This window comes from Citrobacter sp. CK191 (assembly GCF_030333435.1).
In the GTDB taxonomy this organism is placed as follows: domain Bacteria; phylum Pseudomonadota; class Gammaproteobacteria; order Enterobacterales; family Enterobacteriaceae; genus Citrobacter_B; species Citrobacter_B koseri.
The window spans coordinates 167,112-193,300 of record NZ_JAOWFX010000028.1 but is presented as its reverse complement, the minus strand read 5'-3'; the positions used below and the strand labels follow the sequence as shown (position 1 = coordinate 193,300).

The following is a 26,189-nucleotide window of genomic DNA, read 5'->3' as shown; positions in this document are numbered from 1 at the left end:
ACTTATGCGACAATGATAATCTGGAAAATAAATAAGTTCCCTTTATTCCCTCGGCGAAAGAATTTAAAAAAACACTTGACCAGCCGCGTCAGAATGTGAATTGCAATGTCTGGAAGATAAACATCGCCATTCCCGAAAAGGCCAGACAGGGACCAAAAGGAATTTGCCCCGCTTTATTTACGCCAGAGTAAAAAAGGCCATACAGCACAATACCGCTTAATGCCGCAACCAGAATTAATAACGGTAACGCCTGCCAGCCGCACCACGCCCCCAGCGCCGCCAGTAGCTTAAAATCGCCCTGTCCAAGCCCTTCCCGCCCCGTCAGCAGGCGAAAACTCCAGTACACCAGCCACAGAATGAGATACCCTGCAACGGCGCCATATAACGCGCTCGCCAACGGCATCGTGTGGAAAACGCAATGCAGCAGCAGCCCAGCCCACAGCAGCGGCTGCGTGAGACAATCCGGCAACAGCATATATTTCGCATCAATCATCGTGAGCGGCAGCAGACCGCACCATAAAACCCACAGCGCGATCAGCGTGACAGAGGAAGGGAGCACCGCCGCCGTTGCCGCAAAAAAAAGCGCACTGGCTAACTCCACCAACAGCAAGCGCAGGGGAATCACAGACTGGCAATGGCGGCAGCGACCGCGCAGGCAGCACCAGCTCAGTAACGGAATATTTTCCCACCAGGCCAGTTGATGCCCGCAGTCCGCGCAGTGCGAGGCAGGAAAAAGTAAATTCCCCGCCCCTTCCTTTTCCATCACCATTGCGGGAACGCGCTCGCTGACTACGCCAAGAAAACTGCCGAGGATTCCGCCCAGGCAGGCGCTCATTATGCAAAACCCAATCGGCCAGCTTTCCCGAAACAACATGATCGTATTCATGCGTTTTTATTCCAGCTCAGCGTAATATTGGCTTTCACGTCGCTTTGACGATCGACCGGCTGCAAATCCATTTTTTGCAACTGAACGCCGGACGTAACATTCACTTCACGTAGCCAGTTTTTCAGTTCATAAATATTGACCTGTTCAACAACAAAAGAGAGTGAGCGTTCATCCTGACGAATATCAGACAACGCGAGATGGATCTCTTTCGCGCTCTCTTCAATAACCGTTCGCGGGTTGTTCGTTTTTAAGACTTTCGCCTGTAAATGATTTTTATCGATTTCGTCCCGCATCCAGCGCAGCGTCTCTTTTTGCCGCATTAACGTGGACTGGCTGTTTTGAATCATATGATCCAGCGGAATAATGCCGCCGTAATAAATTACCGCGCAGCATATCGCCGCCGCACATAGCGTAATAAGACCACGCTCGCGATCGCTGTAGTTTTGATAGCGCGCTTTTAATTGTGCAATTCGCTCTTTCATTTATATTTCCCCGTCACGATCGCCGTATAGGGTGACTGGTTCGAAACCGGTTGTAACGCAAAGTCAAAATGGGGGCTGGCCTGCGTAACGAAATCCTGTAGCGCCTGCGCGTTCGGCGAGGCCGCGTTCAGCGTCAACACATTCTGCGCGTTGTCATATTCCACTTCATTTATCTCAATAGCAGGCACAGACTGTTTAACCTGTTCCAGCGCCTCAAGTTGCAGAAAAATACCTTTATTCTGTTTTTTAATATTCTGACCAAAATGGTATTTGATATTGGTTTTCTGCCGCAGACTCGGGAAATAGTGTTGAGCGACCTGGGCAATCTCGGCCTGTACCTGATTTTCCTGCTGAACCAACATCCATGCCATTGCCACGCGTGGGCCAATCAGCAACCCCATCGACAGCAGCGCAGACACCGCCATTGCTGTCCTCAGATGACGAAATCGCCCCACCTCTTTGCCGCAGGCGGCAAATGCGCCATGCAGCATATTGGCGCGACACGCTTTCCATTGCGGCTGAATCAATACCAGCGGATGCTGCCACGGCAGTTGCTCAACGACATCAATACCCGCAGGCGCTTCGCCGTAGCAGCACACTTCGCCATCGCCGCCTTGCGCCAGCAACAGCGGCAGCAGCGTAGCATCCGCTTCGCAGGCGCCGAACGGCGGGAAACGCAGCCACCAGCTTTCGTCACAGGAAACCAGCGTACTGCCACCTTCGTTTACCGGCAGCAGAATGGCGTCCGGCAATACCTGAATCACCTTCAGTCCCGCCTCTTCGCACAGCGCAAGCCAGCGCTCAAAGCAGGTGGCGTCAATGGCCACGGCATCCACTTCCCGCCCTTGTTTCCGCAATACCGTCCAGTGCAGCGAGTCCACATCGCCGATCAGCGTCTCTTCCGCCAGCCATGAAAACGGTGTGGAGGCCGTCGATAACCCTTTTTTGGGCAGGGTAAAATGACGGAACACCATCTCACTGGCGGGCAACAGCAAACAAACGCGTGTCGCCAGGGGATGTACGGCAAGCGTTCTCAGCGCATCCCGACTTTCCAGCGTTGCCACCTGCTGGCTACCGGAGACGCACCATTCGATTTTCCCGTCCACGTTTGCATCGGGACGAATAAAAAGTACCTGTTTCATAGACTATGACTTTTCTTATTCAATCATTCGGTAACGGCGTTGCCAGGTTCTCACCTCGCCAGAGTCACGATCGACATGAATCTGGCTGACAACGCGCAGCGTTAAATCATCAGTATTACCGGTACTCTCGACCCGGAAATAGTGACTGTTCACCGCAACAAACGCCTGCATCTGCGCGAGGATCGCTTTGCTCTGCGGATAGTTTGTTTCGAGCGTTTTACTGAACGCGTCAACCGACGCCCACCCTTCTTCCGGGCGCGAAGCAATCAGCCGTGCTGCGTCATCCTCACTTAACGTCCCCGCAGACAGCGCAGACAACAGCGGCGCCTGCCCGGGCTTCAGGGTATTCACATCCACTTTGCTCTCCGTATCAGGCAGCGCGCACAGCACCTTGCTGACGCGGGGATATGCCGCCACCGGAAAACCCGGCAACCGTTTTATCTCGCTGATGGTGCGCATCATCTGATTCGCAGGAAGGCGCTGCGGCGTCACACCCGCCCAGACATCGCTTTCCAGAGCCTCTTTTGCGGTTGTGTTGTCAGCGTCCAGATAATCCACCAGTTGTTGATAAACCTCTTCCGCCGCTGCCGTACTGATGCCGCTGTCGATCAGCAACTGTTCAACGATCTGCTCTTTCACCGGCTTTGTCGGCGGCGCGGCGGCGCTATCCGCAGGAGGCGCAGGGTCAATGGCCAGCAGACTGTTCACGTTAAAGCAGGTCTGGGCGTCCTCAATCTGGCTCACGACGGTATAGTTCTCACCCTGAGTTTCCAGCGGTTCGTGCCACGCGCCTTCTGGCGATAATCCATTGCTCTCACCGCTGGCGTCGGTTTGCAGACGATCTTTTATCGCCGCAGCCTGGCCTTGCATCGCCCAGCGCAGCTGCTGCTGACTGACCTGATAGCGGGTTTTCTGCAAATTTCGGCAAAACTGCTGACCGATCTTTGCCGCCAGCGCTGACATCATCACCAGCAAAATCAACACCACCAGCAGCGCGACGCCGCGCTGTTTTTGCGCCGATTGCGTGTTCATTGCTGTTCTCCACCGCGTGCTGGCGGAACCGATGCCGTAACGTCAGCAGGCGTGGGTTGTGCAGCCTCAGCGCTTTCGTCTTTCTTTGCTCCCTGGATTTCCGGCATGTCTCCCGGCGTCATAAACACCCAGCGCCAGGTATCCCCGTTTTCCATCGTCAGCGTCAGTTCGGCGCCTTCCGGCTGATGGGCAGTTTCAACCCATGTCGTCTGCCAGCCCTGTCGCCAGAATCGCCACTTCATCGCTTTAACGTTGCTTAAAATCGGTACTTCTTCTGGACTCACGTCAGCCGGGCTATCAATGTCAGGCCAGACATCACGCCACAGGCGATGCGCCTCCAGCCGCCAGCGCACGCGTTCCAGCTGAATTTGCCCACTGACGCCGCTTACCGTCGTCAGCTCAACGGCATGTTGATCCAGACGGAACACATCCGTTTCATTGCGCGGCGCGCGCGGCTGGAGCTGAGAGAAATCGCGCTCCAGCAGGTTACAGGCTCGCTGAAGCTGATTAAGCGTCGTCGCAGCAGCATCCGTTGCCGTGGTGGTGCGCATCGCGCCGTCAAGGATTTGCCAGGCAAGGGTGCTGATCACGGCAAAAATCGTCAGCGCAATCATGATCTCCAGCAGCGTAAAACCTTGCTGGCGACGGAGTGGCGTATTCATTTGCGCTCCTTCGGCGGGACAACCCGCAGCGTGATGATCGGCTGGCTCTCTTCGCCTTCGGCATACACCTGGACTTCATCGGCAAACGCCTTGTCATCGGTTTTCACCCGCTGTTTGCGCCAGTTCCAGCTGCGTCCGCCCATCGTTTCACTGCCTTCTTCAGCGACATCGGGAAAAACGCTTTTTGCAAGCTGCGCTTGCGCGAGCTGGTTTTCCGCAATCCAACTGGCCTGTAGCGTATCGGCAAGACCGTGCGTAAAACGCACATTCAGCGAGACGGAATTCATCAACGCCAGCGCTGCGGTAGAAAAGATCACCAGCGCCACCATGACTTCCAACAGCGTCATGCCCTGTTCTTTCGCTTCCGGTTTAGTCATTGTTCTCTACCAAAACGGGCGAAGCGCCCTGCGACACCACGCGGAAATGGTGCTGTTTGTCATAGCTCTGCAACGTCAGCGTGAATCGGCTAATTTCCCCATCCGGTAAAAAGAGCACCTGCGGGTCGGCATCAGGCGTGGCCGCCAGACGCTGGGGAGCGAGCGAAACGTGCGTCTCTTCAGGAAACTGTCCGTGGGTGAAAATACGCCCGGCTGTCAGCGGCGCCCAATGACGCCCGCCGTTTTCCCCGGCCCACCTCACCAGCTGATATTCCGTTGGCGTCATCACCAGCCCGACTATATTTCCGTCCATCACTGCCCGATCAGAACCATATTCAACGAGGGATTGTAATTGCTGGCCTAATATATCTGCGCCGCTGCGTGAGGGTATTGTCGAAACCACCATCATGGCGCAACTGGCAAAAATAACCAGCGCCAGAATAATTTCCAGCAATGTAAATCCACGTTGCTTATTCATTACTTATCTTTTTTATCTAAAGACCAGTTCGTTATATCATCGGCGGTATTCGCTTCACCATCCGGGCCGGAGGAGAAAACATCTACCGCGCCATGTTCGCCAGGGCTAACCAGAATGTAATCATTCCCCCACGGGTCCTGCGGCAGACGGCGAATATAACCGTCAGCACGATAGCCGTTGGGAATCGGCGCGATCTCCGGCTTCGTCACCAACGCCTGCAACCCCTGTTCGGTGGTTGGGTAGCGATGGTTATCGAGCTTATACATATCCAGCGAGCCTTCCAGGGCGACAATATCGCTGGTCGCTTTTTGCGCATCCGCTTTCTCTTTATTCCCCATCAGATTCGGCACCACCATGCTGGCCAGAACGCCAAGAATAACGATGACCACCATTAATTCGAGCAAAGTAAACCCGGCCTGACCTTTCAGGCTATTTTTTTTCACAGACATAATTAACCCACCATATTATTGAGCTGAAGAAGCGGTTGTAATATTGACAGTACGATAAATAAAACCACCGTCGCCATCGTCACCACCAGCGCCGGTTCAAATACCGACAGCGTTAATGTAATGCGATGTTGTAATGCCGACTCCTGGTTTTCGGCGGCGCGATCCATTAATGAACCGAGTTCGCCACTCTCTTCGCCAGAAGCAATCATATAAAGCATGGTTGGCGGAAATAATCTGGCCTGCTCCAGTGCGTTATATAATGACGCGCCCTGACGCACGGTATCCGCCGCCTGTTCCAGCACCTGACGCGCATACAGATTCTCAATACCGTCCATCGCGATATACATACCTTCCAGCAACGGCACGCTACTGGCTTGTAAAATGCTCAGGGTGCGGATGTAACGGGCGCTGTTTATTGCACAGACCAGTTTTTTCAGCGGCGAACGGTTCACCAGCCAGCGGTGATATGCAAAACGATGACGCTCTTTTTTAAGCCAGGCGTTAAAAGCGATAAACGATCCGACAAGGCCGCCGCCGATAACCATTCCGTAAGCCTGCAAAAAATCGCTGACCGCAATCAGGGTACGGGTGGTGACGGGCAACTGCTGCTTCATATGCACAAACTGTTCGATGACCTGCGGCACCACCGCCACCAGCAGAATGGAGATAACCGCAATCGCCACCACCGTCAGGGTGATGGGATAGACCATCGCCTGCGACAGCTTGCTTTTCATTTTCTGTCGCTGTTCGTTGTATTCAGCCAGCTTTTCCAGCACGCCGCCGAGATGCCCGGTCTTTTCCCCTGCCATCACCAGCGTGCAATAGAGCTTGTCGAAAGTACGTGGAAACTGGCTGAAAGCGTCGAAAAGCGTGTGCCCTTCTACCACTTTATCGCGGATCTCACCGACCATCACCGCCAGCTTTTTGTCTTCCGTCTGCTTAGAAATCGCCTTCAGCGCACTCTCCAGCGGCAGTGCGGCATTAACCAACGTCGACAGCTGGCGGGTAAACATTGAGAGCACCGGTGTCGAAAGTTTTGCACCTTTCTGAGCCCCCTTTCCGGCGGCGCGCTCGCGGGTGAGCGTAATGCTGATCGGCATTAGCTTCTGTTCGCGTAGCGTCTGGCGTACCTGCTTTGGGCCTTCAGCCTGCAAGACGCCGCACCGGGTTTTCCCGACGGCATCCGTAGCCGTCCATGCGAACCAGGCCATTATTCGTCACCTCCGCGCTCGGCGGTAACACGCATCACTTCCTCCAGCGAGGTGACGCCGGAGATCACCTTCAACAAACCATTTTCCCGCAGGCTGTAGGCCTGCTTAAACAGCTGAGTTTCAATCGACATTTCGTCTTTATCTTCATGAATAGCGCGGCGCATCGCGCTGTCCACCAGCAGAAACTCATGAATACCGGCGCGTCCCTGGTAACCGCTCTGGCGGCACTGTTCACACCCCACGGCGCGATAAATCACATCGGGGGGACTCTCCATAAAACTGAACAGCGGTTTTTCATTATCATCCAGCGGACTGACGGCACGGCAGTGAGGGCACAGCCGACGAACCAGACGCTGGGCAATGACGCCAAGCAGCGATGAACCAATTAAAAACGACTCCAGCCCCATATCGCGCAACCGGGTAATCGCTCCCGCCGCGCTGTTGGTATGCAGCGTAGACATGACCAGATGGCCGGTAAGCGACGCCTGAACCGCAATCTGCGCGGTTTCGCCGTCACGAATTTCACCGATCATCACCACATCCGGGTCCTGACGGAGGATCGCGCGCAGGCCTCGGGCAAACGTCATATCCACTCGCGGGTTAACCTGCGTCTGCCCCACGCCTTCCAGTTCATATTCGATCGGATCTTCAACGGTAAGAATATTGCGTTCATGGCCGTTTAGCGCCGAGAGGATGGCGTAAAGCGTCGTGCTCTTACCGGACCCGGTCGGCCCGGTCACCAGGATAATCCCGTGCGGACGGCCAATCAGTCCTTTGAGCTGTTCCAGTTCTTCGTCGATCAACCCCAGCTTATTGATATCCGGTTTCAGGTTGCTTTTATCCAGCAGACGCATGACCACCCGCTCGCCATACTGCGACGGGATGGTTGAGACACGCACATCCACCGCCTTACGCCCAATGCGCAGGGAGATGCGACCGTCCTGCGGCAGGCGTTTTTCGGCGATATCCAGTTTGGACATCACCTTAATCCTCGATACCAGCAGCGGCGCCAGCTTACGCGCGGGCTGCAATACAGGACGCAGCACGCCGTCAACGCGAAAACGGATACTCAGCGTGCGCTCAAAGGTTTCGATATGGATATCCGACGCGCCATCCTTCACCGCCTCGCCAAGAATGGCGTTAATCAGACGGATAACCGGCGAGTTTTCATCGTTATCCAGCAAATCCTCGTTATCGGGGATCTCCTCGGTTAACGCCATCAGATCGATATTGGCATCCATATCATCAACCAGCTGCTGCGAAACACCGCTATTCTGCTGCCAGATTTTAGCCAGCATCTCTTCAAACGCTTCTGGCGTTAATGTTACCGGCGTAAAGGCACGCCCCAGCACGCGACGCATCTCCAGCAGGGCAAACGCGGGCGCATCCTCACGGATATATACGTCGTTGTGATAAAGCAGCACACCGTTGTCTTTTGCGAAGCTGCTGCTGCACAAATTTTTGCTTAATTCATCCACGCGACACCCCCGGCTTACTCTTTAAACGGATTGCGCGACGCCGTGGCTGGCGCAGCAGTGCTGGTTTTTACGGGCGACGGGAACGCGGGCAGAATGGCGTTATCGCCCGGCTCCAGGATGCCCATTTTTTTCTCCTCCATACGCAGCTGCTGGCGCGCGCGCACCTGGTCGTATTTCTCTTTCGACGCGGCGCTGTAGTTGTCGTCATCGCGCAGAACAGTGGTATGGATAAAGACCATCAGGTTTCGTTTGGTGGTATCCTGCGAGGTGTAGCGGAACAGTTGCCCCACCAGAGGAATATCGCCAAGCAGCGGCACTTTCGACACATTCTGTTTGGTGACATTTTCGATAAGCCCTCCCAGCACTACCGTCTGCCCGCTGTGAACCATCACTTCGTTATTGATCGTGCGGGTGTTAAAGGTGGGGCCTAAAGACGAATCCTCCGTCGAACTGGCGTCCACGCTGGAAACTTCCTGCTCGATCTTCATGTGGATCATGTCGCCGTCATTAATCTGCGGCAGGATCTTCAACTTCGTCCCCACCGTCTTACGCTCAACGGTGTTAAAGACGTTGTCGCCCGTCGTCGTCTGCGAACCAGAAAGCACCGGCACATCCTGACCAACGTTAAACGACGCTTCTTTGTTATCCAGCGTCACCACGCTCGGCGTGGAGAGAATGTCGTTTTTGCCGTTGGTCGACAGCGCCGTCATCAGCGCGCCGAAATCGCCGTTAAAGAAACCTGTCGCCATACCGGTAAAATTCACGCCTTTTATCGTCCCGTTCTTAACCTGGCCGATCGGCAGACCGGTTGCGCCAAACTGTACGCCGCCGTGTTTACTCGTCCACTGCACGCCGAGATCGGTTCCGGCGCCATCCTGCACTTCAGCGATAATGGCTTCCACCAGTACCTGGGGACGGCGAATGTCCAGCTTGTCGATCACCTTCTCAAGCGAGTTCATCACGTTCGGCTGCGCGGTGATCACCAGTGAGTTTGTCGACTCGTCGGCAGTAATATTCAGATCGGTCGCGGCAACCGGCGATTTACTTTTCGCCGCGCCCGGCTTGTCCTTCATCTGCTCCCCAATGCCCGTTAACACCGGCACCACTTTGGCGGCATTGGCATATTTCAGGTAGAAGACGCGGGTATTCCCCTCGTTATTCTGCTCGCGATCAAGCTGCGCTATCAGCGTGCGGGTACGCGCCCGCGCTTCTTCGCTGCCGCTAATGACCAGGCTATTCGTCTCCTCATCCGCCACCACTTTGGTCGCCAGTTGCGGTGCGTTCTGCCCTTTTTGCTCTTCGTTGTTGAGGTTATTCAACATATCCGAAAGTTCTTTCGCAGAGGCGTAATGCAGCGGAACGATTTCGCGCCGCTGTACGCCGGAACGATCGACGCGCTGAACCAGATCGACCAGGCGGTTCACCACCGAGGCTTTACCGGTGAGCAGCAGGACGTTCGACGGCTCAAAGTGCACCACGTTGCCGATACCGGTCGCATCGTTCAGCTGGCGCAACAGCGGCGCCAGTTCACGTACCGGTACATTTTCCATCTGCACGACGCGGGTAATAATTTCATCCCCTTTACCGGGATTTTTGCTGTCGGCAATCGGCGTTCCCGCGGTTCTCGCAACGGACGAACGAACCACTTTCACCATGCCGTTATCCATCGGAATCACGGAAAGTCCGTACAAATCCAGCACGCTGAGGAAAAACTGATAGTATTCATCTTCGGTCAGGACGTTATACGTCCGAACCGATACGGTTCCCTGTACCGACGGATCGACCAGAATCGTTTTATTGAGATTACGGCCAACCGTATCAATAAATTCACGAATATCAGTATTTTTAAAGCTGGCGCTAAAATTCGCCGCAAAGAGCGAACTGGAATATAACGCCAGAGTTGTCAGCGCCACGCACGCCCACGGAAATTTCTTCATGGCAATTCACTTGTTAGTTGTTTAAAACATTGACCTGAATATTTTCCAGGTGAGCGTGACGTCTTACGACTACCGCCGCTTCTTTCATTTTTGACCAGCCAGCAATGATGCTTTTCGCCTGTTCTTCTTTCGTCATATCGGTACTGTTCACCTTCACAACCACATCGCCCTTCTCCAGCCCACTGTTCTGAAAGAAAGACGAAGCATTGCGCGGGTTGATTTCGTACCCTTCCAGACGACCTTTTTCAATAAACGGTTTTAGCACCAGGACATCATTAAGATGCAGGCTCTCTGCACCGGCATCGTTTGTCGGTTTTTGTAGCGGGCCGCTTTCAACACCGCCTCTGAAATAATCAGGTTTCTTTAATGCCAGTACCTGCGTAGTACCTTCGTAATTAACCACCACATTGTCGTTATTGATCTCCTCAATACAGGCGTTACTCACCCCCACGAGGCTTTCGCCTTCGCGATAACTTTGCTGTCCCGCAGGCGTTTTAATAACGGCAAACGATAGCCATTTTTCATCGCTGCTGACGATGCCTTCAATCTCGGCAGAGAGCGGCGATTTAACCGCTGCTGGCGTATTTCGCTGCCAGACGGCAGGTTGAAAAAGCGCAAATGACTTTTCTTTTTCGTCATTTTTACGCACGTTAATTTTTCTGTTATTTAACTTGTTTGTAACCTTATTATAGTTTTTAAAAACGACATACCCTTGATGTCCGCTGAATATCAGTAAAACAAACATCATGCAGGGTGCAATCAATCGGGAGAAAAGCTGCATCCTCATTATTTAAATGCCTTTAATAAAGCTAAATTTCGCAGCACCGGCTGCGCCAATCGGTGCGGCAAATAGTAATGAGCGGCAAGAAAGTCGACCACTCGCTTTCCCGGCAACTTTATTGCAGAAAAACATTGACGATTTCACTTACTGGTGTTAGCGAAAATAATCAGAGTAATTTTCTCCTGTCCGGTATTTGCCCGAATAAACCCGCTCAATTATTTTTAGCGCAACGTTTCCAGAAGCCAGAAAGTACAGCGAGACACCATGTATCAGCATCATTTTAAATTTTCCGCTCAGCCGTTTGGCAAACTCACCCGGCGAACGGGGGAGTTTTTCGTTCATTATCATCAGGACATCTTTTCCCTGTTGCAGGAAAAAACCAACGTGCCCGGCATCATCGGTCTGTTTTCTGACGAACCTGAATTAGACAATGCCTTTGTGGAAAAACTGCGTAACGGCGGCACACCTGCGCTGGCCATTAACGCCTTCCCCAAACTGAGCGCCAGTACGCTGCTCTATAAACTGAACCCTGCCGTTAAAGAGGGTAAAAACAAAATTTATGCCATTGATGCCATTTTGCGCCAATGGCATGAGGAAACGCCTTCGCATAATAAAAAAGGCAAACTGCTGATCCTCTCCACGGCACAAGCCATGAAAGATAATTGTTGGGATGTTCTGGGGATGTTGCTGACGCGGGCGCAAGAGCTGAACTTCCCGCTCACGATTCTTCTGACCGGCTCTCCCGATCAGAAATCCCGTCTTCTGGATCATTCAGGTTTACAGCCCCGCGTTCATACCTGCCTTGCACTACGTTCGCTGACCTGCCGTGAATATCTCGACTACGTCGGGGCACAGATGGACGAACAAAACGTCGATACCTCGCCACTGACGCCCGCGCGGGTGCGCAGAATGCATGCGCTGACCAAAGGACGCGTGACCGGACTCAATAAACTGGCACATCTGGCGCTGCTTGCCGCATGGACCGAGCGGGCGATACAGGTTTCCCCACGCCATTTACACCTGGCTGCCGGTGAACTCCTGCCGCCCACGCCGCGCGGTAAACGCCTGGCAACCGCAGGGCTGTTTGCCTCCGTCCTGTTCGCCTGCTGCGGCTGGTACTTTTCCGGCGCGATCGCGTCTCGCCTGCCGCAACAAGTGCCGGTTCCGGCCAGCTGGAAAAAGACGCTGCCTGAGACGACTGCGCCTGTTATGCCCACCATTGAAAATGAGGTGGTTAATCAGTCGGACGCCATGCATCAGCTCTATCTTATGTGGGGTTATGATGCTTCCGCGAACGATGCGCTATGCCAGAACGCAGCGCGAGTGAACCTGATGTGTCGTCAGGGGAATACGTCTTTACAGGCGCTGGAACAGGAAGGTTATCCGTGGGCAGGAGAGATCAAAACGGGTAATCACCTGAATTACGCCGTCGTAGCCCACGTTGATAAACAGTCGCTCGATCTTCTGATCAATAACCGAACCTGGCAGGTAAGCAGACACTGGTTTAATCAACACGCCACCGGAAATTACACGCTTTTGCATCGTTTAACGCCGCAAGGGAAAGATGAGATTAGCGCGACCAGCGGCGATAAAGACCTGGCGTGGCTGGATCAAACGCTAAGCCAGACGTTGAATGAACCGCTGACCCACTCGCGAAGCTGGACGGCTGAACTGGCAAAACGTACCCGTGAATTTCAGGGTAAGGCAGGACTGCATGTCGACGGCATCGCCGGCGAAGAGACGCTGATGCAGTTAATGCGCGCAACCAACAGTGTTCCGGGCGTACTGGCGCAAACACTAAGCCAGAAGCAGGAACATAAAACGCAAGGGAACACGAAATAATGTCCACCATTTGCCTTGCTGCACAGCGCAGTTTCACGACGGGAGAAGCGGTCTATTTTGCCTGGAGCCTTCCGGCGCCCCAAAAAGTGCTGTTCCGCGCCATGATGTGGCTGCTGACCCTCTGCACGTTTATTATTGCCGGACTGTATGCCCATATTTACTGGAACTGTCAGCATCCGACGCCTGAGCCGAAACCGACAAAAGTGGAAAACCCGGATACCCGGCTTTCTGAGATGCACTATGTTTATATTTCGAAGCCATTCCCGCAGCCAGCCCCCAAACCGGCCCCTGCTCCCCAGGCGTTACCCCCATTGCAGGATGAAGCGCCGGTAAGTCAAGACAGCGACTGGCGGCAAGCGCCGGAAGGCGATCTCTCGGATCGGGCATTGCCCGGCGCGGAAGAACAGACGCCATCGTTGAAAGCGCGTTTCCTGCAAGCGTTACAGGAGCAAAAAGAGGACTATCAGCAGGGAAAAATACCGGAACCGCCCGATGACTGATGACGCAAGAAAACATCATTACGCCTTAATGCGCTCCCCAAAGGCCTCCGCTTCATTAGCTGAAGAGGAGACAATGGGAAATGTGATTAATATTTTTCTGGCAAGGTCGTCATCGACATTAATCGGCTTTTCTCAATGACGATATAGTTTCCTTTTTTAAGGTCAGAGAGAATTTTGATGATCGTACTGCGGGCAAAATTCGTATACTCCTGAATATAGTCGTATACATTGATGTCACGGTTATGGTGAATAATCAGCTCATTAATTTCGATTAAAAATTCACGAATAACAGAGTAAGCGCTACGGGCAACCAAAACATCATCACGTTTGCTAAGCAGGCAAATATACCATGACAGCACCCTGGTGAGATCTGGCCATAAACTGTGTTCAGTCAACAGGCGCATAAACTCATCTTTTTTGATTGAGCGCACGACGGTATTGGTACGAGCAAGCCCATACATATGCAGAGAACCATAAAATATGGCAGACAGCCCAAAGATACACTGCCCTTGCAGGGTAAACATACATAACTCATCGGAGGTACGGCGAAATTCAACGTCACCACTCACGATAATATGAATATATTCCGAGTCACTGGTGGTGATTTTCTGCCATTTTTTTAAGGTTTTTTCTTTATAACCTGACGTTAAAGAAATAATACGTTCCATTTCATGATGCGGACGAATTTTCTTACCGTAAATGCTTAACATATTATGCCTTTCAAAGAATATTGATTTAAATTTAATGACAAGCGACGAGTGATAACCTCAGCTTAATGTCACTCACTGATTCAACCTGGTTAAAAATAAAATTAAGCAAAAAAAAAGATTGTGCGCGCTAAGTTTCACGACTTTTAGCGTATAAGAAATATCTTCCTGATAAAATCAATCATAGATGAGGGGAATTTAAAGTCAATTAACCATAGATTAATTTGATTTTTATCCAAAATGAATTTCGATGAAAATAAACAAGTTAACTGACTTTTATCACGACGCCAGCGCCATTAATTCTGGCCATATTTTTCCAGTAACGCATTAGCAATCGCTTGCGTTTGCGCATCCGCCACCCCGTTCCATAACGCCGGGCGGAAATGCATCTGGAACGCCATGATCACCCGCTGCTGTTCACGCGCGGTCATCTCCGGTTTGACCTCGTAACCATAACGCGAAAGCAAGTCGAGCAATGATGCGGGATCGACTGGCGTATTGGGCGCGCGTCCCGCCAGATAAAACGCCACACGCTGTTCATCAGGCCAGGCGCCAATACCCTGCGCCGCCAGATCGCGCCAGGGGAACAGAGGGCCAGGATCGTCTTTACGCTGCGGGGCAATATCCGCATGCGCCACCACGTTTTGCGGCTTAATGTCGTAGCGGGCAATGATCTCTTTCGCCAGTGGGATCAGGGCCTGAATTTGCGCAGGTTCAAACGGGGCGAAGTATTTCATTCCCGCCGACTTTTGCCAGCCGCGATTTTCCAGTTCGATACCAACGGACGTGTCGTTGATGCGCGTTGCACCGCGCCAGAAGCTGATGCCCGCGTGCCACGCCAGATCGTGCTCTGGCACCAGTTGCCAGATACGCGGCTTGCCACGATGAAGCGGCGGTACAGCAGGAATTAAATAGTGCGAGCTGACGTTTTTATCCGTTAACGTCGCCAGAGAGGTATCAAAGTCATCCGCCGTGTAGTGGATGACCAGGATTTTGATGCGCGGGTACGCCGCCTGTGCCTGATGACGGGTATCCAGCTGATACCCGTCTTTATCAATAATCCCTTTCTCGCCCGCGCACCCGGTTAACAGAAGCGCGAACGCGACCAGCCAGAGCAGACGTCTCATCGGCGCGTTTTTACCGCCGTACCGCTGACGCTCACCATCAGCATACTGCTGTCTTTGCCTACGGTCTCATAGTCAATGTCGATGCCCACAACCGCATCCGCACCCAGCGCTTTCGCCTGTTCGCCCAGTTCCTGAAAAGCGATTTCACGCGCTTTACGCAACTCTTTTTCATAGGAACCCGAACGTCCGCCGACGATATCGCGAATACCCGCGAAGAAGTCACGGAAAATATTGGCGCCCAAAATGGCTTCACCCGTTACCACACCGCAATATTCCACGATGTTCTGCCCTTCCAGCGTCGGGGTTGTCGAAAACTGCATAGCCGATCTCCTTGTTTACCTAAGCACTCGATCTCAAACGCATTATCAGACCGATACGCTATCATTGAAAAGATGTGATTGTATATTTTTTAAAATCACTAAAGATCGTCCAAGAGCACATGATTTTTCAGTGACTTACAAAAATTTCATTTCGGTACTATATGAACTTTACCGAATTTTATACGTTCTTTTCTGCCCCAAAACTGCCCCAAACGCACCATTTTTGCCCCAAAGGTGCCCCAAAAATTGCTTTCCTAAGCATTGACACTGTTTATTTATACAGCTTAAATTTAACTGTATATCCAACCAGCAAAAGGAGAATTTTATGTTTGTGGAACTCGTTTACGACAAACGCAATGTAGAGGGGCTACCGGGCGCAAGAAACATCATTCTTAACGAGCTGACAAAGCGCGTACACCGGATCTTCCCCGACGCCGACGTGAGAGTTAAGCCAATGCAAGCTAACGCATTAAACAGTGACTGCACAAAGACTGAAAAAGAACGACTTAATCGTATGCTGGAAGAGATGTTCGAGGAGTCTGATATGTGGCTTGTGAATGGAGAAGGTTTTCGCTGATGATTTCAGAGATGATCACTACGCCTATCAATGTGTGCTGGTGAGTCAACAACCCCAAGCAGGTGGGAAAATACCTGCACTAAAGCACGGTTAATGGTAATATTTTTCATAACTATTATTTGATGGCAATGAAGAGGCTGACCTTGATACCAAAAAAGATTCACTATATTTGGGTAGGTAATAAACCTAAACCCCCATTTGTTTTAGAGTGCATCGCTACATGGAAAAAATTCCTCCCAGATTATGAAATTATAGAATGGGGAAATGAATGCCTGGACTCCATTAATAATACTTACGCGATTGAAGCGTATAAAAATGAAAGATGGGCTTTTGTGTCCGACTATATAAGACTCTACGCCTTATACCATCACGGTGGTATCTATCTGGATACAGATGTCGAGGTAACAAAAGAATTTGATAACCTGCTATCACTCGATTTTTTTAGTTGCCATGAAGTGTTTAATGGCAAAACTCTCCCTATTACATCAGCAGTAATGGGGGCTTCTAAGGGAAATGGTATTATAAAAGATTTACTGGATACATATAAAAATAAAAAATTCATAATTAAAAACACATTTGACCTAACACCAAACACACTGCTAATCACTGAGTTCCTTGTCAAAAAATTTAATATATCTCAACCATTTTTATCTGACAACACAATTCACCTAAGAGAAAAGGAAATAATTTTCCCATCAAATTATTTTTGCGAGAGAGTTGATAATAAAACAAATTATTCCATACATCACTTTTCCGGCTCCTGGTTACTATCTCATACCAGAAAAGATAAATTAAAAATTTTCAACAGACTGATCGTTAGTCGATTAAAGAAAAAATCAGATAAAGGAGAGCTCCCTATTCTATCTAATGAAAAACCACTTTTTTCAGTTAAGCTAACGAAAAAAATCTCATATTTACTCTTACTTAGAACCCCATGATCGCTCTACTCGACCTGATGCTGTTTACAATTACAGTGATATTCCGGAGTCATTGAACGGGTTTACAATAAGCGAAATGCCGGTAGGCTGGCGAGAGCCAGAGAATTTATTCTGGTTGGAATGACAAAGCGCGTACAATCCGCAGTTGCGTCGTCTGCAAGAGTGCAACTGCGGCAATTCGCTATTCTTCGCCCTTTTTCTGTCCGCATCACCCGCAAAAGATAACCCTTATAACCCCAAAAGGTATTGACACCAGATTAGCCAAGGGTTACTATAACCCCATCAAGACAACACAGAGAGCCGGAGGATGGATAGCAGGAATGCAATAGCAATGATAGAAGCCGATGGGTGGTATCTGGTGAGAGTAAAAGGCAGTCATCACCAGTTCAAACACCCAACGAAGAAAGGGCTGGTAACGGTGAAACATCCACAAAAGGACATACCGCTACCAACACTGAAAAGCATCAAAAAACAGGCGGGGCTTTAGGCCCCACCTACTGGAGGTTTTAATGTTATACCCCGTTGCTATTGATAAAGGCGATTCATCCTTCGGCGTTCGCGTACCTGATATTCCTGGCTGTTTTTCTGGCGGCGATAACTATCAGGATGCAATCGAGAGCGTACGTGAAGCAATCGACGCACATATAGAATTACTGGTGGAAGATGGTGAAGCTGTACCGGAAGCTACCAGTGTGGAAAACTGGCTGGACGATCCTGATTACGCAGATGTAGTATGGGCGCTGGTGGATGTTGATGTTACACGACTGATGGGGAAAGCGGAAAAAATCAATGTCACCCTTCCCTCTTTGTTGATTCGACGTATCGACCAGTTTGTCGCCGCACACCCTGAGTACGGTAGCCGTTCTGGCTTCCTGTCCCGCGTAGCTGCTGATAAAGTGATAGGACGAGAAAAACGATAAGCCTCGCAAGAGGCTTTATTTACAATAAATTTCAGTAAAATAAGGACATATTCAATGAGCGCCCCTTTCTTGTTAAGCGTCATAATTCCTTGCTACAACTGCCAGGATTATATTTATGAATGCTTGCAATCTGTATGCAGCCAGGTTGATGATAGTGTCGAAATCATTGTAATTAATGATGGTTCAACAGATAACTCGCTTAAAGAAATAGAATCTTTTATCAAAAAAGCGACTCAAACTGTCAGAGTGATATCTCAAAAAAATCAGGGGATATCCATCGCAAGAAATAATGGAATAGAGGCATCATCTGGAAAATACATAGCACTACTGGATGGAGATGACCTTTGGACGCCGTCCTTCTGGGAGAAAATCCGCCCAGTGATAGAGAATGGCGAAACTGATCTAATCGAGTTTAATATAAAAGTGCTTTATGAATATGATAACAAAATGAAAGTCCCATTAATAACGTCATCTGATGGACACTTTAAAATAAACTCAATAAGTGATTTACGTGAAACTTTTCTAAGAAGTCAATGGTATGCCTGGGCCAGAGTTTACAAAAAGGATTTATTTAATGAATTTAAATTTCCTGCTGGAAGGCGCTACGAAGATGTTGCACTATTACCAAAAATATACCTTTCAGCAAAGGAAATCCACCGTATAACTGATGAACTGGTGCTCTATCGCATCAGGCAGGGAAGCATAACCACCTCCACGGCAAGTATGGATGTAGATGATATAATATATGCTTTGAGCGTTTTCAAAGAGTTAGCTAATGGTAAAACTAAAGATGAGATTGAAATCATATCGCCATCTGTATACACTACATACAATTTTGCAAGAAAAATCAGCAAAAGAATTTATGGCTATTGTTTTTTTAACAATACGCAAATTCATGATATAAAGAAAGCACTCAAGCCATATTTCAGAACACAAAAAACAAGCCGTCGTATTAGATTGTTTTTTATCCGTGAATTTTGCCTTGTAAATAAATTCAAATACAAGTTAAGGCTACTCGCTGGCGCTAAATAGTATAGAAGGTGGCGACCTGTGTTTGTCCGTTCCTTTCTAATGGGCTTAGAGATACCTAAGCCCAAATCACTTTGTTAGGCTGGTTGTTCCGGCCAGTTAATGTCCGGCGCATCTTCCGGTTTTACCCGACTAAGTAGCACACGGTATTTTTTCCAGGCGGTCAGCAACTTCACATCGTCATCGGTCGCCATATCGAGATCGACAGCATCCTGAAGCACAGCAATTGTGTTATTTGCCTCCTGCATCAGGCTGGCTTTAGTGTTTTGAGCGTCGGTGATGTTGGCGGCTTTTTCCGCTTCTTCATCCTTCACCCATTTTTTGCCATCCCATTTTTCATATGAGCCATCCGGTGCAACTGAAACTACGTTATCAGGCAATGATCCCAGTGATTCGATAGAAATAGCCTGTCCAGTCTGGATGTCATAGACAGTTTTACCACGATGATCTTCAACCACAGACCATTTCTGATCGTTATTATTAAAAACAGCAACATGACCAGCAGGAGTATCGGGAGGGGCAATATCTGTGCTCCATGCGGGTAAACCTGTATGCGCTGGAATAAAACCATCACCTTTCCCGATAAATTCACCACTGTCAGCGGAAAGATTATAAATCGTAATAATTCGGTCTGAGTCTGTCATTTCAAAAGTCATTATAAAACTCCATCGCAGGATGAGTGAACAACATGCTGCCTTCCTAGAGCATACTGCCAGTTAATGCTGGAGGGCGGAGTTACAATACTGCGCCACGCCAGTTTCATTTGTGCTGCTACGCTGCCAGCTGATACTTGCCCGCATCCCGCCCCCATAGCAGGGAACACAACGCGCCGAATTTTACTGTGTTCAGGATGTGTCTTGTTGTGGTGATATACAGCAAGCAGTGCTGCCCGCGTAGCAAGGTAAACAGCGTCAGTGCCACTGATAATCAAAGGAACACGCATCGTCGGAGCATGTACCAGCCAAGGGTGTTTAGAATCTCCGCTCTCAATGACAAAAGCCGAGCCAACGGGCTGCTCTCCCAAATATTCATTAACGATACGCTGCTGAACTCTGGTCATCAGTTGCGTGCCAAAAAACGCGGTAATGGCGGCATCGACACCACCATCCATCAAGCCAAAAGAGTTAGCCGCGCTGACCATGCAATCAAAATCTGGAATTGTTTCAAACGGCTTACTGATAATTTCTACATTTTCATCATCAGAAAAAAGACGCTCAAATGCCTCCGCGATTTCAGGAACAGGGGCAGAAAGAATTAATTTAATCATGCAAGTCTCACGATATAGTTAAGCGCAATGTTTTTTACGGTGTTTTCTACATTACCTGCCGCAGCAACAGTAATAGTGTGATTATGAGCCCCCAACACCATATTATGCGTATGTGCCCCTAAAACCACATTATGGGCATGAGCACCAATGCCAACGTTATGGGCATGGGCTCCTATACCGACGGTATGAGCATGCGCACCATTTGAGGATGTGTTCATACCTTGTGAGTTGTAGTTCCAATGATCGCCCGCCATTTGAACATTACCGGGCGTTGCCCCTGTTCCCCATGTATTCCCGCTCGGTGGCGCTGAAATAGTGGTATGGCTATGCGCTCCAGTGTTATTGGTCGTTTTAGTACCGTGATCGAATGATACTGTCGATTTAGTACCATAATCGAATGATACTGTTTGTTTTGTACCGTAATCGAATGATGTTGTCGCCTTTGTCCCAAGGTCAGTGTTTGCTGCGGAAGCTGAGTGGTTGTGCGACTTAATGCCGTCCTGCTCGAAGGACAACACGGCACGACCACTGGAAGGTTTGCCTTTGATCGTCTGCCCGCGCATATCAGGAATAATCCCCGAGGGATAGGCCAGAGCTAATTTTGGATACTTCGTTTTATCAAACGTCTGCCCCTGCATAAGAGCATATAATCCGGATGGATTTGAGTCAGACGGCCACGGAATTGGCGCGCCAACGGGGTAAACATCATTTAACCCAAGCGTCGCCAGTTCCCCTAATGCAAGATTACTTCTTGCCTTTGCTTTATCCTGGAGATCTGCAAGGTTTTGCGCTTTTAACAAGGCATTACCCACACCACTCCCTACCAGCAACTGTATCGCCTCAAATAACTGGGTATGATTCCCTTTTTCAAGGGTCTCACCAGCACCTTCCACGACACTGCAAATCTCTTCCTGTACGGCATCCCACATGTCACTGTTAAGATCCGTCGCGCGGCGGCCGGTTGCCGGGTCTCCGTTCGTAAAACCATTTTTCCCCGGCCCAAATTTATCAACCTGAGCCGTGGCTGTATCAATTCGATGCATCTTCTGTTCCTTCCGGATAGGCAAAAACAACAACGGTGTGCGACGGAGCAAGTTTGTCGATCACACATTCCGCAACGGTATCGCCCCATGTCCTGATCGCTGAATCACAGGTACTGCTGCATGTCTGCCAGTTAACATTCGCGTCAGCCGGAATATTCACGCGCCAGTAGTAACGCCAGAACTCGCCCCATTCAGGATCCGGCGTGCTGTCGAGGTTCTGAAACTGTTCAATGGTGGCTGTGGTATAACCGAGAGCATTAAGCTGGTTACGGTAAAACTGTTCGTTAATCCCCCCAGCGACGTTTGCTTTAGCATCCAGACGCTGCTGGCGCTGGCGTAACGTCTGCACGCCATCGGGGGCGCAGGAGTCTGGCAGCCCGTACAGCCCCTCATAGCGATCAATCAGTTCTGTCGTCTTTGCCGGGTCAATTTCATTCATCAGTGCGCCTGCGCGCTGGTGTACGCGGGTCAGTGACGGGGCCAGACCTTCAATCAACGGGTTCTTTCCTTCCCATGCGGGGCCGGGAGGGAGCAGGTGATAAAGAAGCCGGGTGTATTCATCATTCAGCGCCATGGCTATTCAGTCGCCTCCGTGTAGGTCTCCCAGGTGATATCCCCGAGTACCGGCAGCTCAGTCTGCCCCAGCACAACATCGACCGTCGGCGCGCGCAGCTGGTGGGCCACTTCGTCAGTCGCAAGGCTGATGGCTTCGCTAATGCGCGATACGTAAACCTTCCCGGATGGCTGGCCGTCGCGCAGCATCAGAGAATTAAGCTCTGCGGTAACGGCAGTACGAATCTCCGGGGTGTCTTTCGCCAGCGCAATGGTCACCGGAATAACTTTTTCTGCGGCCGCGAAAACAAACAGGCCACTGCCCGCCACCGGCGCCCGTGGCAGAATATGCTCACGCACGGCCTGAACAATATCGTCACCAGGAGCCGGGTTTGCCGGGTCACTGGTCGCCACCATCACGCCGACCGTCCCGATCCCCTGGTAATGGCGGAACGTCCACGCACGGGTAATGACCGCAATCTCTTTGGCCCAGATGACGTAATCAGGATCCGCACCGCCCTGGGGTGTCCAGTAGTAGCGTTCCATCACTCGTGCCCGCCACGTCTCCAGCTCCTCCACATCATCACCGCCGTTCAGCGTATCTGCATACCCGGTTGATGGAATACCGCTAACCGGCGTCCCCAGGCGTAACGCGGTGCCATCATCGGTATTACCGGCAGAACCGGCAACGTCGGCAACAACCGGCACACGTAACAGCCCATCAGAAGCCGTAACGGTCTGCGTGGTGGTGAACGTCACCTGGTCATCGCGCTGGATCTGTGTACCCGCAGGCAGCGTCGGTGTACCGCCAAGACCATCCCAGCGAGCAAAACCGCTTGCAGCCACCGCGTCTTTTCTCGGGCATCGCTTAATCCTCGCATGCCGGTATAGCCAGTCCTCATCGCATAAATCCGGCAGCATGTTCCGGGCCAGATAATCAAGGTAGCCATAAAGCGTATGAACGGCTGCCGCCTGTACCCTGGCGTAAACCTCAGCATCCATACGCCGCAAAACAACATCCTGCTGAAAGCGCGTCAGTAAATCGCTGCGAATGGTGGCGATCAACTGCGGAAGTTCGGGACGTGCAAATTGACTGTCAGCCATTCAGTTCGCTCCATATATCGTCAAAGGTAATGTTGTGAATTGCCCCGTCACGCTGATAAACCGTCACACCAGCAGCCAGGGTATCTATCCCTGTACGCTCTGAGATCACATCAATGCGCGCTGCCACGCCGTCTTCAGTCATCCACGCCAGCGCCTGCTGCATATATTCGCGGGCATCCTGCGGGGTTTTGTTGGTGAGTTTCCGTCGCTTCAGCAGATACAGACGGGAGCCGATACGGTCATTCTGGACAGTGGGCCAGGTGTCTCCCCACCAGCCGTATGGCTGCGGGGTTTTATCGTCCCGCTCAGCGCGGCGCCAGGAGAAGAGAGAAATCACCACGGCGCGCGTCAAAAGGTCGAGCGGATCCGTGGCATCCTTCCGGATTCCATTAACATAGAGGATCATGGTGTCAGCTCATGGGTTGGTTTGGCTTGTCGGTCGTTCCACCACCGTCGCCATTTTCTTTATGGGTGTGACCGTTATACGTCAGGCGCATCTGCGCCATGGTTTTACCGCTGCCGTCGCAGTTATCTTTGATGTCGCCGGTGGATTCGATCGGCATTTCAAAGCGGGCTTTGGGGGCGTTTGTGAACACAATCGTCTTACCGCCACCATCCACAACAATCCCGTTACGGGTCAGGGTGACCGACTGGTTCAGATCGTCATAAATAGCGACTTCTCCGCGTTTCAGCCCCTTCAGCCGGTAGCGTCTGTCGGCGACAACAACAGCAACGCCGTGGGAACGGTCACCGCCGGGAAACAGCACCACCGCTTCCGCGCCGTCCTGCGCAGCAGAGGTAAAACCGTAAGGCTCCAGATGCTCAACGCCCTCCTTGGGTTCGCCTGCAATGAGTTTCAGCCCGGCCGCCTGGCATTTTTTCGCCGTATCGAGCGCGGTAATAACAGCACGCGCCACGATGTTCCGAAGGGAATTGTTCATCAGAAATCGATCCCCCCACTGTTCTTTTTCTTCGCCTTTGGTTTTGTAGGCTCAGGAAGATAGGCATCTTCCGGCCCAACCCTGATTTCAGCGGTCGTACCGTTGCCATCCTGGCTGTAGATCACCTCGGCGATAATCAGCGTTTCATTATCGAAGCCGTTCAAAGGGTCGTAGACCACCACTGATAAATTTGGCTTCCACAGCTCGCCGTTCCCCTGCCGCCATCCCTGCACGGTGTAGGTTGTTTCCTGAGTTTTGGCAGCCCGCTGGCGCGCTTCGAACTCACAGCGCGACTTGCAACTGTCAGTTGTGGCCGTGCCGGATTGCTGAAGGGTATGAGGACGGTAGCGGGTTACGCCAGCATCCGTAGTACTTTGCCGGATGGCGGCGATAGTCGCCTCACCAAAATCATCATCCGTGCCCGGGCGTTGGCCTGTGACAAGGTAATCTGAAAAACGGTCACGCACGCTGCGTTCTGTGTCGCAGGAAAGGATATTTTCTCCGAGCACCAGCGCGGTAACAGCCTTCATGCCGCCAGGTTTCCCCAGTACCAGGCGCCCTTCCTCGTCGTCATAAGCCAGCGTCTGCGCCTGCCCTAACAGGCGATTGAGGCAGTCCACAACGGTTTCGCCGTGCTCAGGCTGGGCATCGATAACAGCTGCCGCCGGTACTCCGGCATCGACAACCTCGATACCAAATGGCTGAGCCAGCGCGCTGGCAATGCGAAACAGGTTCTTCCCGCTTTGCTGCGCAGGTGCTGCGCTGCAATCGATGAGATCCGCCGTCTTGCTGCGTCCGACGATACCGCGGCTGATGCTGCTGGCGTCATAGCGCAAAGGCAGTGCTTCAACCCAGCCCGTAATCACTTTGTCATCGCCAATAAAAACCTCAACCAGATCGCCATTTTTGATCTGCGGCATACCATCCTGGCTGCCCGGCCACTGACTGGTAATGGCGACGTTAAAATCACGGGCAATACGGTCGATGCCGGCCCCGATTCTGGCGGACGTCCATCCGCCCCACTCGCGCCCGTTGACGCGTAAAAAAACGGTATCGTTCATCGCACGGGCACCCTCAGCGGTTCAACCGGCACAAAGCCAGGATGGCGGACAGGATTGCGTGTCAGAATATCGGACTCCCGCCCGGCGTCGTCATACCACGCAGCAGCCAGCACCAGCGCAGGCAGAACATCATCAGGCGTTCGCTGCGCGGTGCGCTCAACCTGCGCCAGCCGTGCAGAAATATCGCGGTTCAGGTCAGTCCGCATCACGGAAATTCGCTGGAAAAGCACATCATCAATGATGCGCAACTGCTCCTGGTCAATCGCGGTATTAAGCGCTGTCCGGATATCTTTCAGATCCTCATAGTTCGGTGGAGGACTGTCGTTGCTGACAATCTGAGCGCCATCCAGCGCCGGGTGTGTGATATTGATAATGTCAGAGTCACTACCGATCCCTGCTGGTTGATTTGTCCCCCACATACCAGACACATCACGCGGCTGTGCCAGCGCCGTCACCGTACTGGCGGCCGTACTGATGGCCGTTGTCCGGATAGCCGAGGCGATCAAATTGCTCTGTGTCTTTTGGGTGATAACTGAACCAGAATCAGTGGTCCAGGTTCCCCTGGGAGAAAGACCAGGATCCAGCGTAATGCCGGACAGGGTTTTTATCATCGTGACCAGATCAGAGGTATCACCACTCAGACGATCACCGGCGCGCCAGGCTTTCTGTAACGCACGAACAAAATCATTTGCAGCACTGGGCGGCATCAGTATGACGGATAAATCCCCTTGCAGCAGACGCATGGCCGCAGAGACGCCGGAATCCACCATTTTGAATGCATCAGCAACGGTATTGATCATCGCCGTTGCATCGGCAATAACGTCATTCTGAATGAAATCCGCAATGCCTGAGAGGCCAAACGCAGAAAACATACTGTCAATGGCATCATCAAACAGCCCGCTGGACTCATCCAGACGCTGCGCCGTCGCCATACCTGCGACAGGAAAGGTAAGTTCACCACTCTCCACAAATTCGAAGGTTATTCGCGACATGCGCCCTTCCTGGCTGCTGTGCGATACCTTTACGGTTCCGTTAATACTGCCCTGCATCTCACCGTACTGCGGATGGACCAGCGTTCCCGGCCCTGCCGTTTCAACGGCGGCAATGAGACGATCCCGTTTATCGGCGTAGTCATCCCCGATAACGTAAGCGTTGACACTTAACCGTCGCGCGGCCCGTCCCAAATCTTCCGTAAAGGGTTTGTCCCTGTTCGGGTATTCATGGGTCTGGACGCGCCGCCCGAAAGAGGCATCATCATCCTCAACGGAGAATGGCACCCCACGGAATGACGCATCGCGCAGGCGGTCGCGCCAGTCCGGCGAAGAAAAAAACGCCATGCTTTCACC

At 51.5% G+C, this 26,189-nt stretch carries 30 protein-coding genes and 1 pseudogene; 7 read left to right on the top strand and 24 right to left on the bottom strand.

The window, feature by feature from the left end:
- Positions 1-88: 88 nt before the first annotated feature.
- The 12 genes from OGV82_RS08295 to gspC are packed head-to-tail and all read right to left on the bottom strand — an operon-like array spanning position 89 to position 10,879.
- Positions 89-886 (bottom strand): prepilin peptidase, encoded by a 798-nt coding sequence (locus OGV82_RS08295; RefSeq protein WP_101744309.1) that lies wholly within the window; start codon positions 884-886, stop codon positions 89-91.
- Entirely contained in the window at positions 883-1,368 is a 486-nt protein-coding gene (locus OGV82_RS08290; RefSeq protein ID WP_047457848.1) for a type II secretion system protein M, read from the bottom strand. Before OGV82_RS08290 ends, OGV82_RS08295 begins: the two co-directional genes overlap by 4 nt.
- Positions 1,365-2,510, bottom strand: coding sequence for a type II secretion system protein GspL (gene gspL / locus OGV82_RS08285; RefSeq protein ID WP_047457850.1), 1,146 nt, complete (start codon positions 2,508-2,510; stop codon positions 1,365-1,367). The genes OGV82_RS08290 and gspL overlap by 4 nt, the downstream gene beginning before the upstream one ends.
- Positions 2,511-2,525: 15 nt before the next feature.
- The gene (gspK, locus tag OGV82_RS08280; protein WP_047457852.1) at positions 2,526-3,542 is read right to left on the bottom strand and encodes a type II secretion system minor pseudopilin GspK; all 1,017 of its coding nucleotides are present in this window, start codon (positions 3,540-3,542) and stop codon (positions 2,526-2,528) included.
- Positions 3,539-4,204, bottom strand: a complete 666-nt coding sequence (gene gspJ / locus OGV82_RS08275; RefSeq protein WP_047457854.1) for a type II secretion system minor pseudopilin GspJ — start codon at positions 4,202-4,204, stop codon at positions 3,539-3,541. Before gspJ ends, gspK begins: the two co-directional genes overlap by 4 nt.
- Positions 4,201-4,581 (bottom strand): type II secretion system minor pseudopilin GspI, encoded by a 381-nt coding sequence (gspI, locus tag OGV82_RS08270; protein ID WP_047457858.1) that lies wholly within the window; start codon positions 4,579-4,581, stop codon positions 4,201-4,203. Before gspI ends, gspJ begins: the two co-directional genes overlap by 4 nt.
- The gene (gene gspH / locus OGV82_RS08265; protein WP_047457861.1) at positions 4,574-5,059 is read right to left on the bottom strand and encodes a type II secretion system minor pseudopilin GspH; all 486 of its coding nucleotides are present in this window, start codon (positions 5,057-5,059) and stop codon (positions 4,574-4,576) included. The genes gspI and gspH overlap by 8 nt, the downstream gene beginning before the upstream one ends.
- Positions 5,059-5,508: a type II secretion system major pseudopilin GspG gene (gene gspG / locus OGV82_RS08260; protein ID WP_012133075.1), complete on the bottom strand. Its 450-nt coding sequence runs from the start codon at positions 5,506-5,508 to the stop codon at positions 5,059-5,061. Before gspG ends, gspH begins: the two co-directional genes overlap by 1 nt.
- A 2-nt stretch (positions 5,509-5,510) precedes the next feature.
- On the bottom strand, positions 5,511-6,719 hold the full coding sequence (gene gspF, locus OGV82_RS08255) for a type II secretion system inner membrane protein GspF (protein WP_047457864.1): 1,209 nt from the start codon (positions 6,717-6,719) through the stop codon (positions 5,511-5,513).
- Positions 6,719-8,197, bottom strand: coding sequence for a type II secretion system ATPase GspE (gene gspE / locus OGV82_RS08250; protein ID WP_012133077.1), 1,479 nt, complete (start codon positions 8,195-8,197; stop codon positions 6,719-6,721). Before gspE ends, gspF begins: the two co-directional genes overlap by 1 nt.
- A gap of 14 nt (positions 8,198-8,211) precedes the next feature.
- Positions 8,212-10,134, bottom strand: a complete 1,923-nt coding sequence (gspD, locus tag OGV82_RS08245; RefSeq protein ID WP_101744307.1) for a type II secretion system secretin GspD — start codon at positions 10,132-10,134, stop codon at positions 8,212-8,214.
- Positions 10,135-10,147: 13 nt separating this feature from the next.
- The gene (gene gspC, locus OGV82_RS08240) at positions 10,148-10,879 is read right to left on the bottom strand and encodes a type II secretion system protein GspC (RefSeq protein WP_047463719.1); all 732 of its coding nucleotides are present in this window, start codon (positions 10,877-10,879) and stop codon (positions 10,148-10,150) included.
- A gap of 300 nt (positions 10,880-11,179) precedes the next feature.
- Between gspC and OGV82_RS08235 the strand changes: the two genes are divergently transcribed.
- Together OGV82_RS08235 and OGV82_RS08230 are read left to right on the top strand one after the other, a co-directional pair.
- On the top strand, positions 11,180-12,757 hold the full coding sequence (locus OGV82_RS08235; RefSeq protein WP_101744306.1) for an ExeA family protein: 1,578 nt from the start codon (positions 11,180-11,182) through the stop codon (positions 12,755-12,757).
- Positions 12,757-13,257, top strand: a complete 501-nt coding sequence (locus tag OGV82_RS08230; RefSeq protein WP_047457872.1) for a type II secretion system protein GspB, cryptic system variant — start codon at positions 12,757-12,759, stop codon at positions 13,255-13,257. The genes OGV82_RS08235 and OGV82_RS08230 overlap by 1 nt, the downstream gene beginning before the upstream one ends.
- A gap of 86 nt (positions 13,258-13,343) precedes the next feature.
- Here OGV82_RS08230 and OGV82_RS08225 read toward each other — a convergent pair whose 3' ends face one another.
- From OGV82_RS08225 to OGV82_RS08215, 3 genes are all read right to left on the bottom strand, one after another.
- Positions 13,344-13,967 (bottom strand): helix-turn-helix domain-containing protein, encoded by a 624-nt coding sequence (locus tag OGV82_RS08225; RefSeq protein ID WP_012133085.1) that lies wholly within the window; start codon positions 13,965-13,967, stop codon positions 13,344-13,346.
- 293 nt (positions 13,968-14,260) lie between these two features.
- On the bottom strand, positions 14,261-15,091 hold the full coding sequence (locus tag OGV82_RS08220) for an N-acetylmuramoyl-L-alanine amidase (RefSeq protein ID WP_047457875.1): 831 nt from the start codon (positions 15,089-15,091) through the stop codon (positions 14,261-14,263).
- Positions 15,088-15,411: a heavy metal-binding domain-containing protein gene (locus OGV82_RS08215; RefSeq protein WP_012133087.1), complete on the bottom strand. Its 324-nt coding sequence runs from the start codon at positions 15,409-15,411 to the stop codon at positions 15,088-15,090. Before OGV82_RS08215 ends, OGV82_RS08220 begins: the two co-directional genes overlap by 4 nt.
- A 325-nt stretch (positions 15,412-15,736) precedes the next feature.
- On the opposite strand from OGV82_RS08215, the gene OGV82_RS08210 reads away from it, so the two are divergent.
- The 5 genes from OGV82_RS08210 to OGV82_RS08190 all read left to right on the top strand — a co-directional run bounded on the left by OGV82_RS08210 (position 15,737) and on the right by OGV82_RS08190 (position 18,878).
- Positions 15,737-15,988, top strand: a complete 252-nt coding sequence (locus OGV82_RS08210) for a DinI family protein (RefSeq protein ID WP_286462675.1) — start codon at positions 15,737-15,739, stop codon at positions 15,986-15,988.
- Between the two features lie 122 nt (positions 15,989-16,110).
- Positions 16,111-16,926: a glycosyltransferase family 32 protein gene (locus tag OGV82_RS08205; RefSeq protein WP_286462673.1), complete on the top strand. Its 816-nt coding sequence runs from the start codon at positions 16,111-16,113 to the stop codon at positions 16,924-16,926.
- A 307-nt stretch (positions 16,927-17,233) separates the two neighbouring features.
- On the top strand, positions 17,234-17,413 hold the full coding sequence (locus OGV82_RS08200) for a type II toxin-antitoxin system HicA family toxin (protein WP_012906750.1): 180 nt from the start codon (positions 17,234-17,236) through the stop codon (positions 17,411-17,413).
- 22 nt (positions 17,414-17,435) lie between these two features.
- Positions 17,436-17,846 carry a type II toxin-antitoxin system HicB family antitoxin gene (locus OGV82_RS08195; RefSeq protein WP_190286983.1) on the top strand — a complete coding sequence of 137 codons (411 nt, stop codon included), beginning with the start codon at positions 17,436-17,438 and terminating at the stop codon, positions 17,844-17,846.
- Positions 17,847-17,900: 54 nt separating this feature from the next.
- Entirely contained in the window at positions 17,901-18,878 is a 978-nt protein-coding gene (locus OGV82_RS08190; RefSeq protein WP_286449795.1) for a glycosyltransferase family 2 protein, read from the top strand.
- A gap of 74 nt (positions 18,879-18,952) precedes the next feature.
- Here the strand turns inward: OGV82_RS08190 and OGV82_RS08185 are convergent, their stop codons facing one another.
- From OGV82_RS08185 to OGV82_RS08145, 9 genes and pseudogenes are all read right to left on the bottom strand, one after another.
- Entirely contained in the window at positions 18,953-19,531 is a 579-nt protein-coding gene (locus tag OGV82_RS08185) for a tail fiber assembly protein (protein ID WP_286449794.1), read from the bottom strand.
- Between the two features lie 17 nt (positions 19,532-19,548).
- Positions 19,549-20,142 (bottom strand): annotated as a pseudogene (locus tag OGV82_RS08180) (macro domain-containing protein); the annotation flags it as partial.
- On the bottom strand, positions 20,139-21,185 hold the full coding sequence (locus OGV82_RS08175) for a phage tail protein (RefSeq protein ID WP_286449793.1): 1,047 nt from the start codon (positions 21,183-21,185) through the stop codon (positions 20,139-20,141). The gene OGV82_RS08175 and the pseudogene OGV82_RS08180, both read right to left, overlap by 4 nt.
- Positions 21,172-21,759, bottom strand: a complete 588-nt coding sequence (locus OGV82_RS08170; RefSeq protein ID WP_200090025.1) for a YmfQ family protein — start codon at positions 21,757-21,759, stop codon at positions 21,172-21,174. The genes OGV82_RS08175 and OGV82_RS08170 overlap by 14 nt, the downstream gene beginning before the upstream one ends.
- Positions 21,760-21,761: 2 nt before the next feature.
- Positions 21,762-22,841, bottom strand: a complete 1,080-nt coding sequence (locus OGV82_RS08165) for a baseplate J/gp47 family protein (RefSeq protein WP_286449791.1) — start codon at positions 22,839-22,841, stop codon at positions 21,762-21,764.
- Positions 22,834-23,247: a phage GP46 family protein gene (locus OGV82_RS08160; RefSeq protein ID WP_200077416.1), complete on the bottom strand. Its 414-nt coding sequence runs from the start codon at positions 23,245-23,247 to the stop codon at positions 22,834-22,836. The genes OGV82_RS08165 and OGV82_RS08160 overlap by 8 nt, the downstream gene beginning before the upstream one ends.
- 4 nt (positions 23,248-23,251) lie before the next feature.
- The gene (locus OGV82_RS08155) at positions 23,252-23,782 is read right to left on the bottom strand and encodes a phage baseplate assembly protein V (RefSeq protein WP_286462668.1); all 531 of its coding nucleotides are present in this window, start codon (positions 23,780-23,782) and stop codon (positions 23,252-23,254) included.
- Positions 23,782-24,843, bottom strand: coding sequence for a phage baseplate assembly protein (locus tag OGV82_RS08150; RefSeq protein WP_286462667.1), 1,062 nt, complete (start codon positions 24,841-24,843; stop codon positions 23,782-23,784). Before OGV82_RS08150 ends, OGV82_RS08155 begins: the two co-directional genes overlap by 1 nt.
- Positions 24,840-26,180 carry a DNA circularization protein gene (locus tag OGV82_RS08145; protein WP_286462666.1) on the bottom strand — a complete coding sequence of 447 codons (1,341 nt, stop codon included), beginning with the start codon at positions 26,178-26,180 and terminating at the stop codon, positions 24,840-24,842. Before OGV82_RS08145 ends, OGV82_RS08150 begins: the two co-directional genes overlap by 4 nt.
- Positions 26,181-26,189 lie beyond the last annotated feature (9 nt).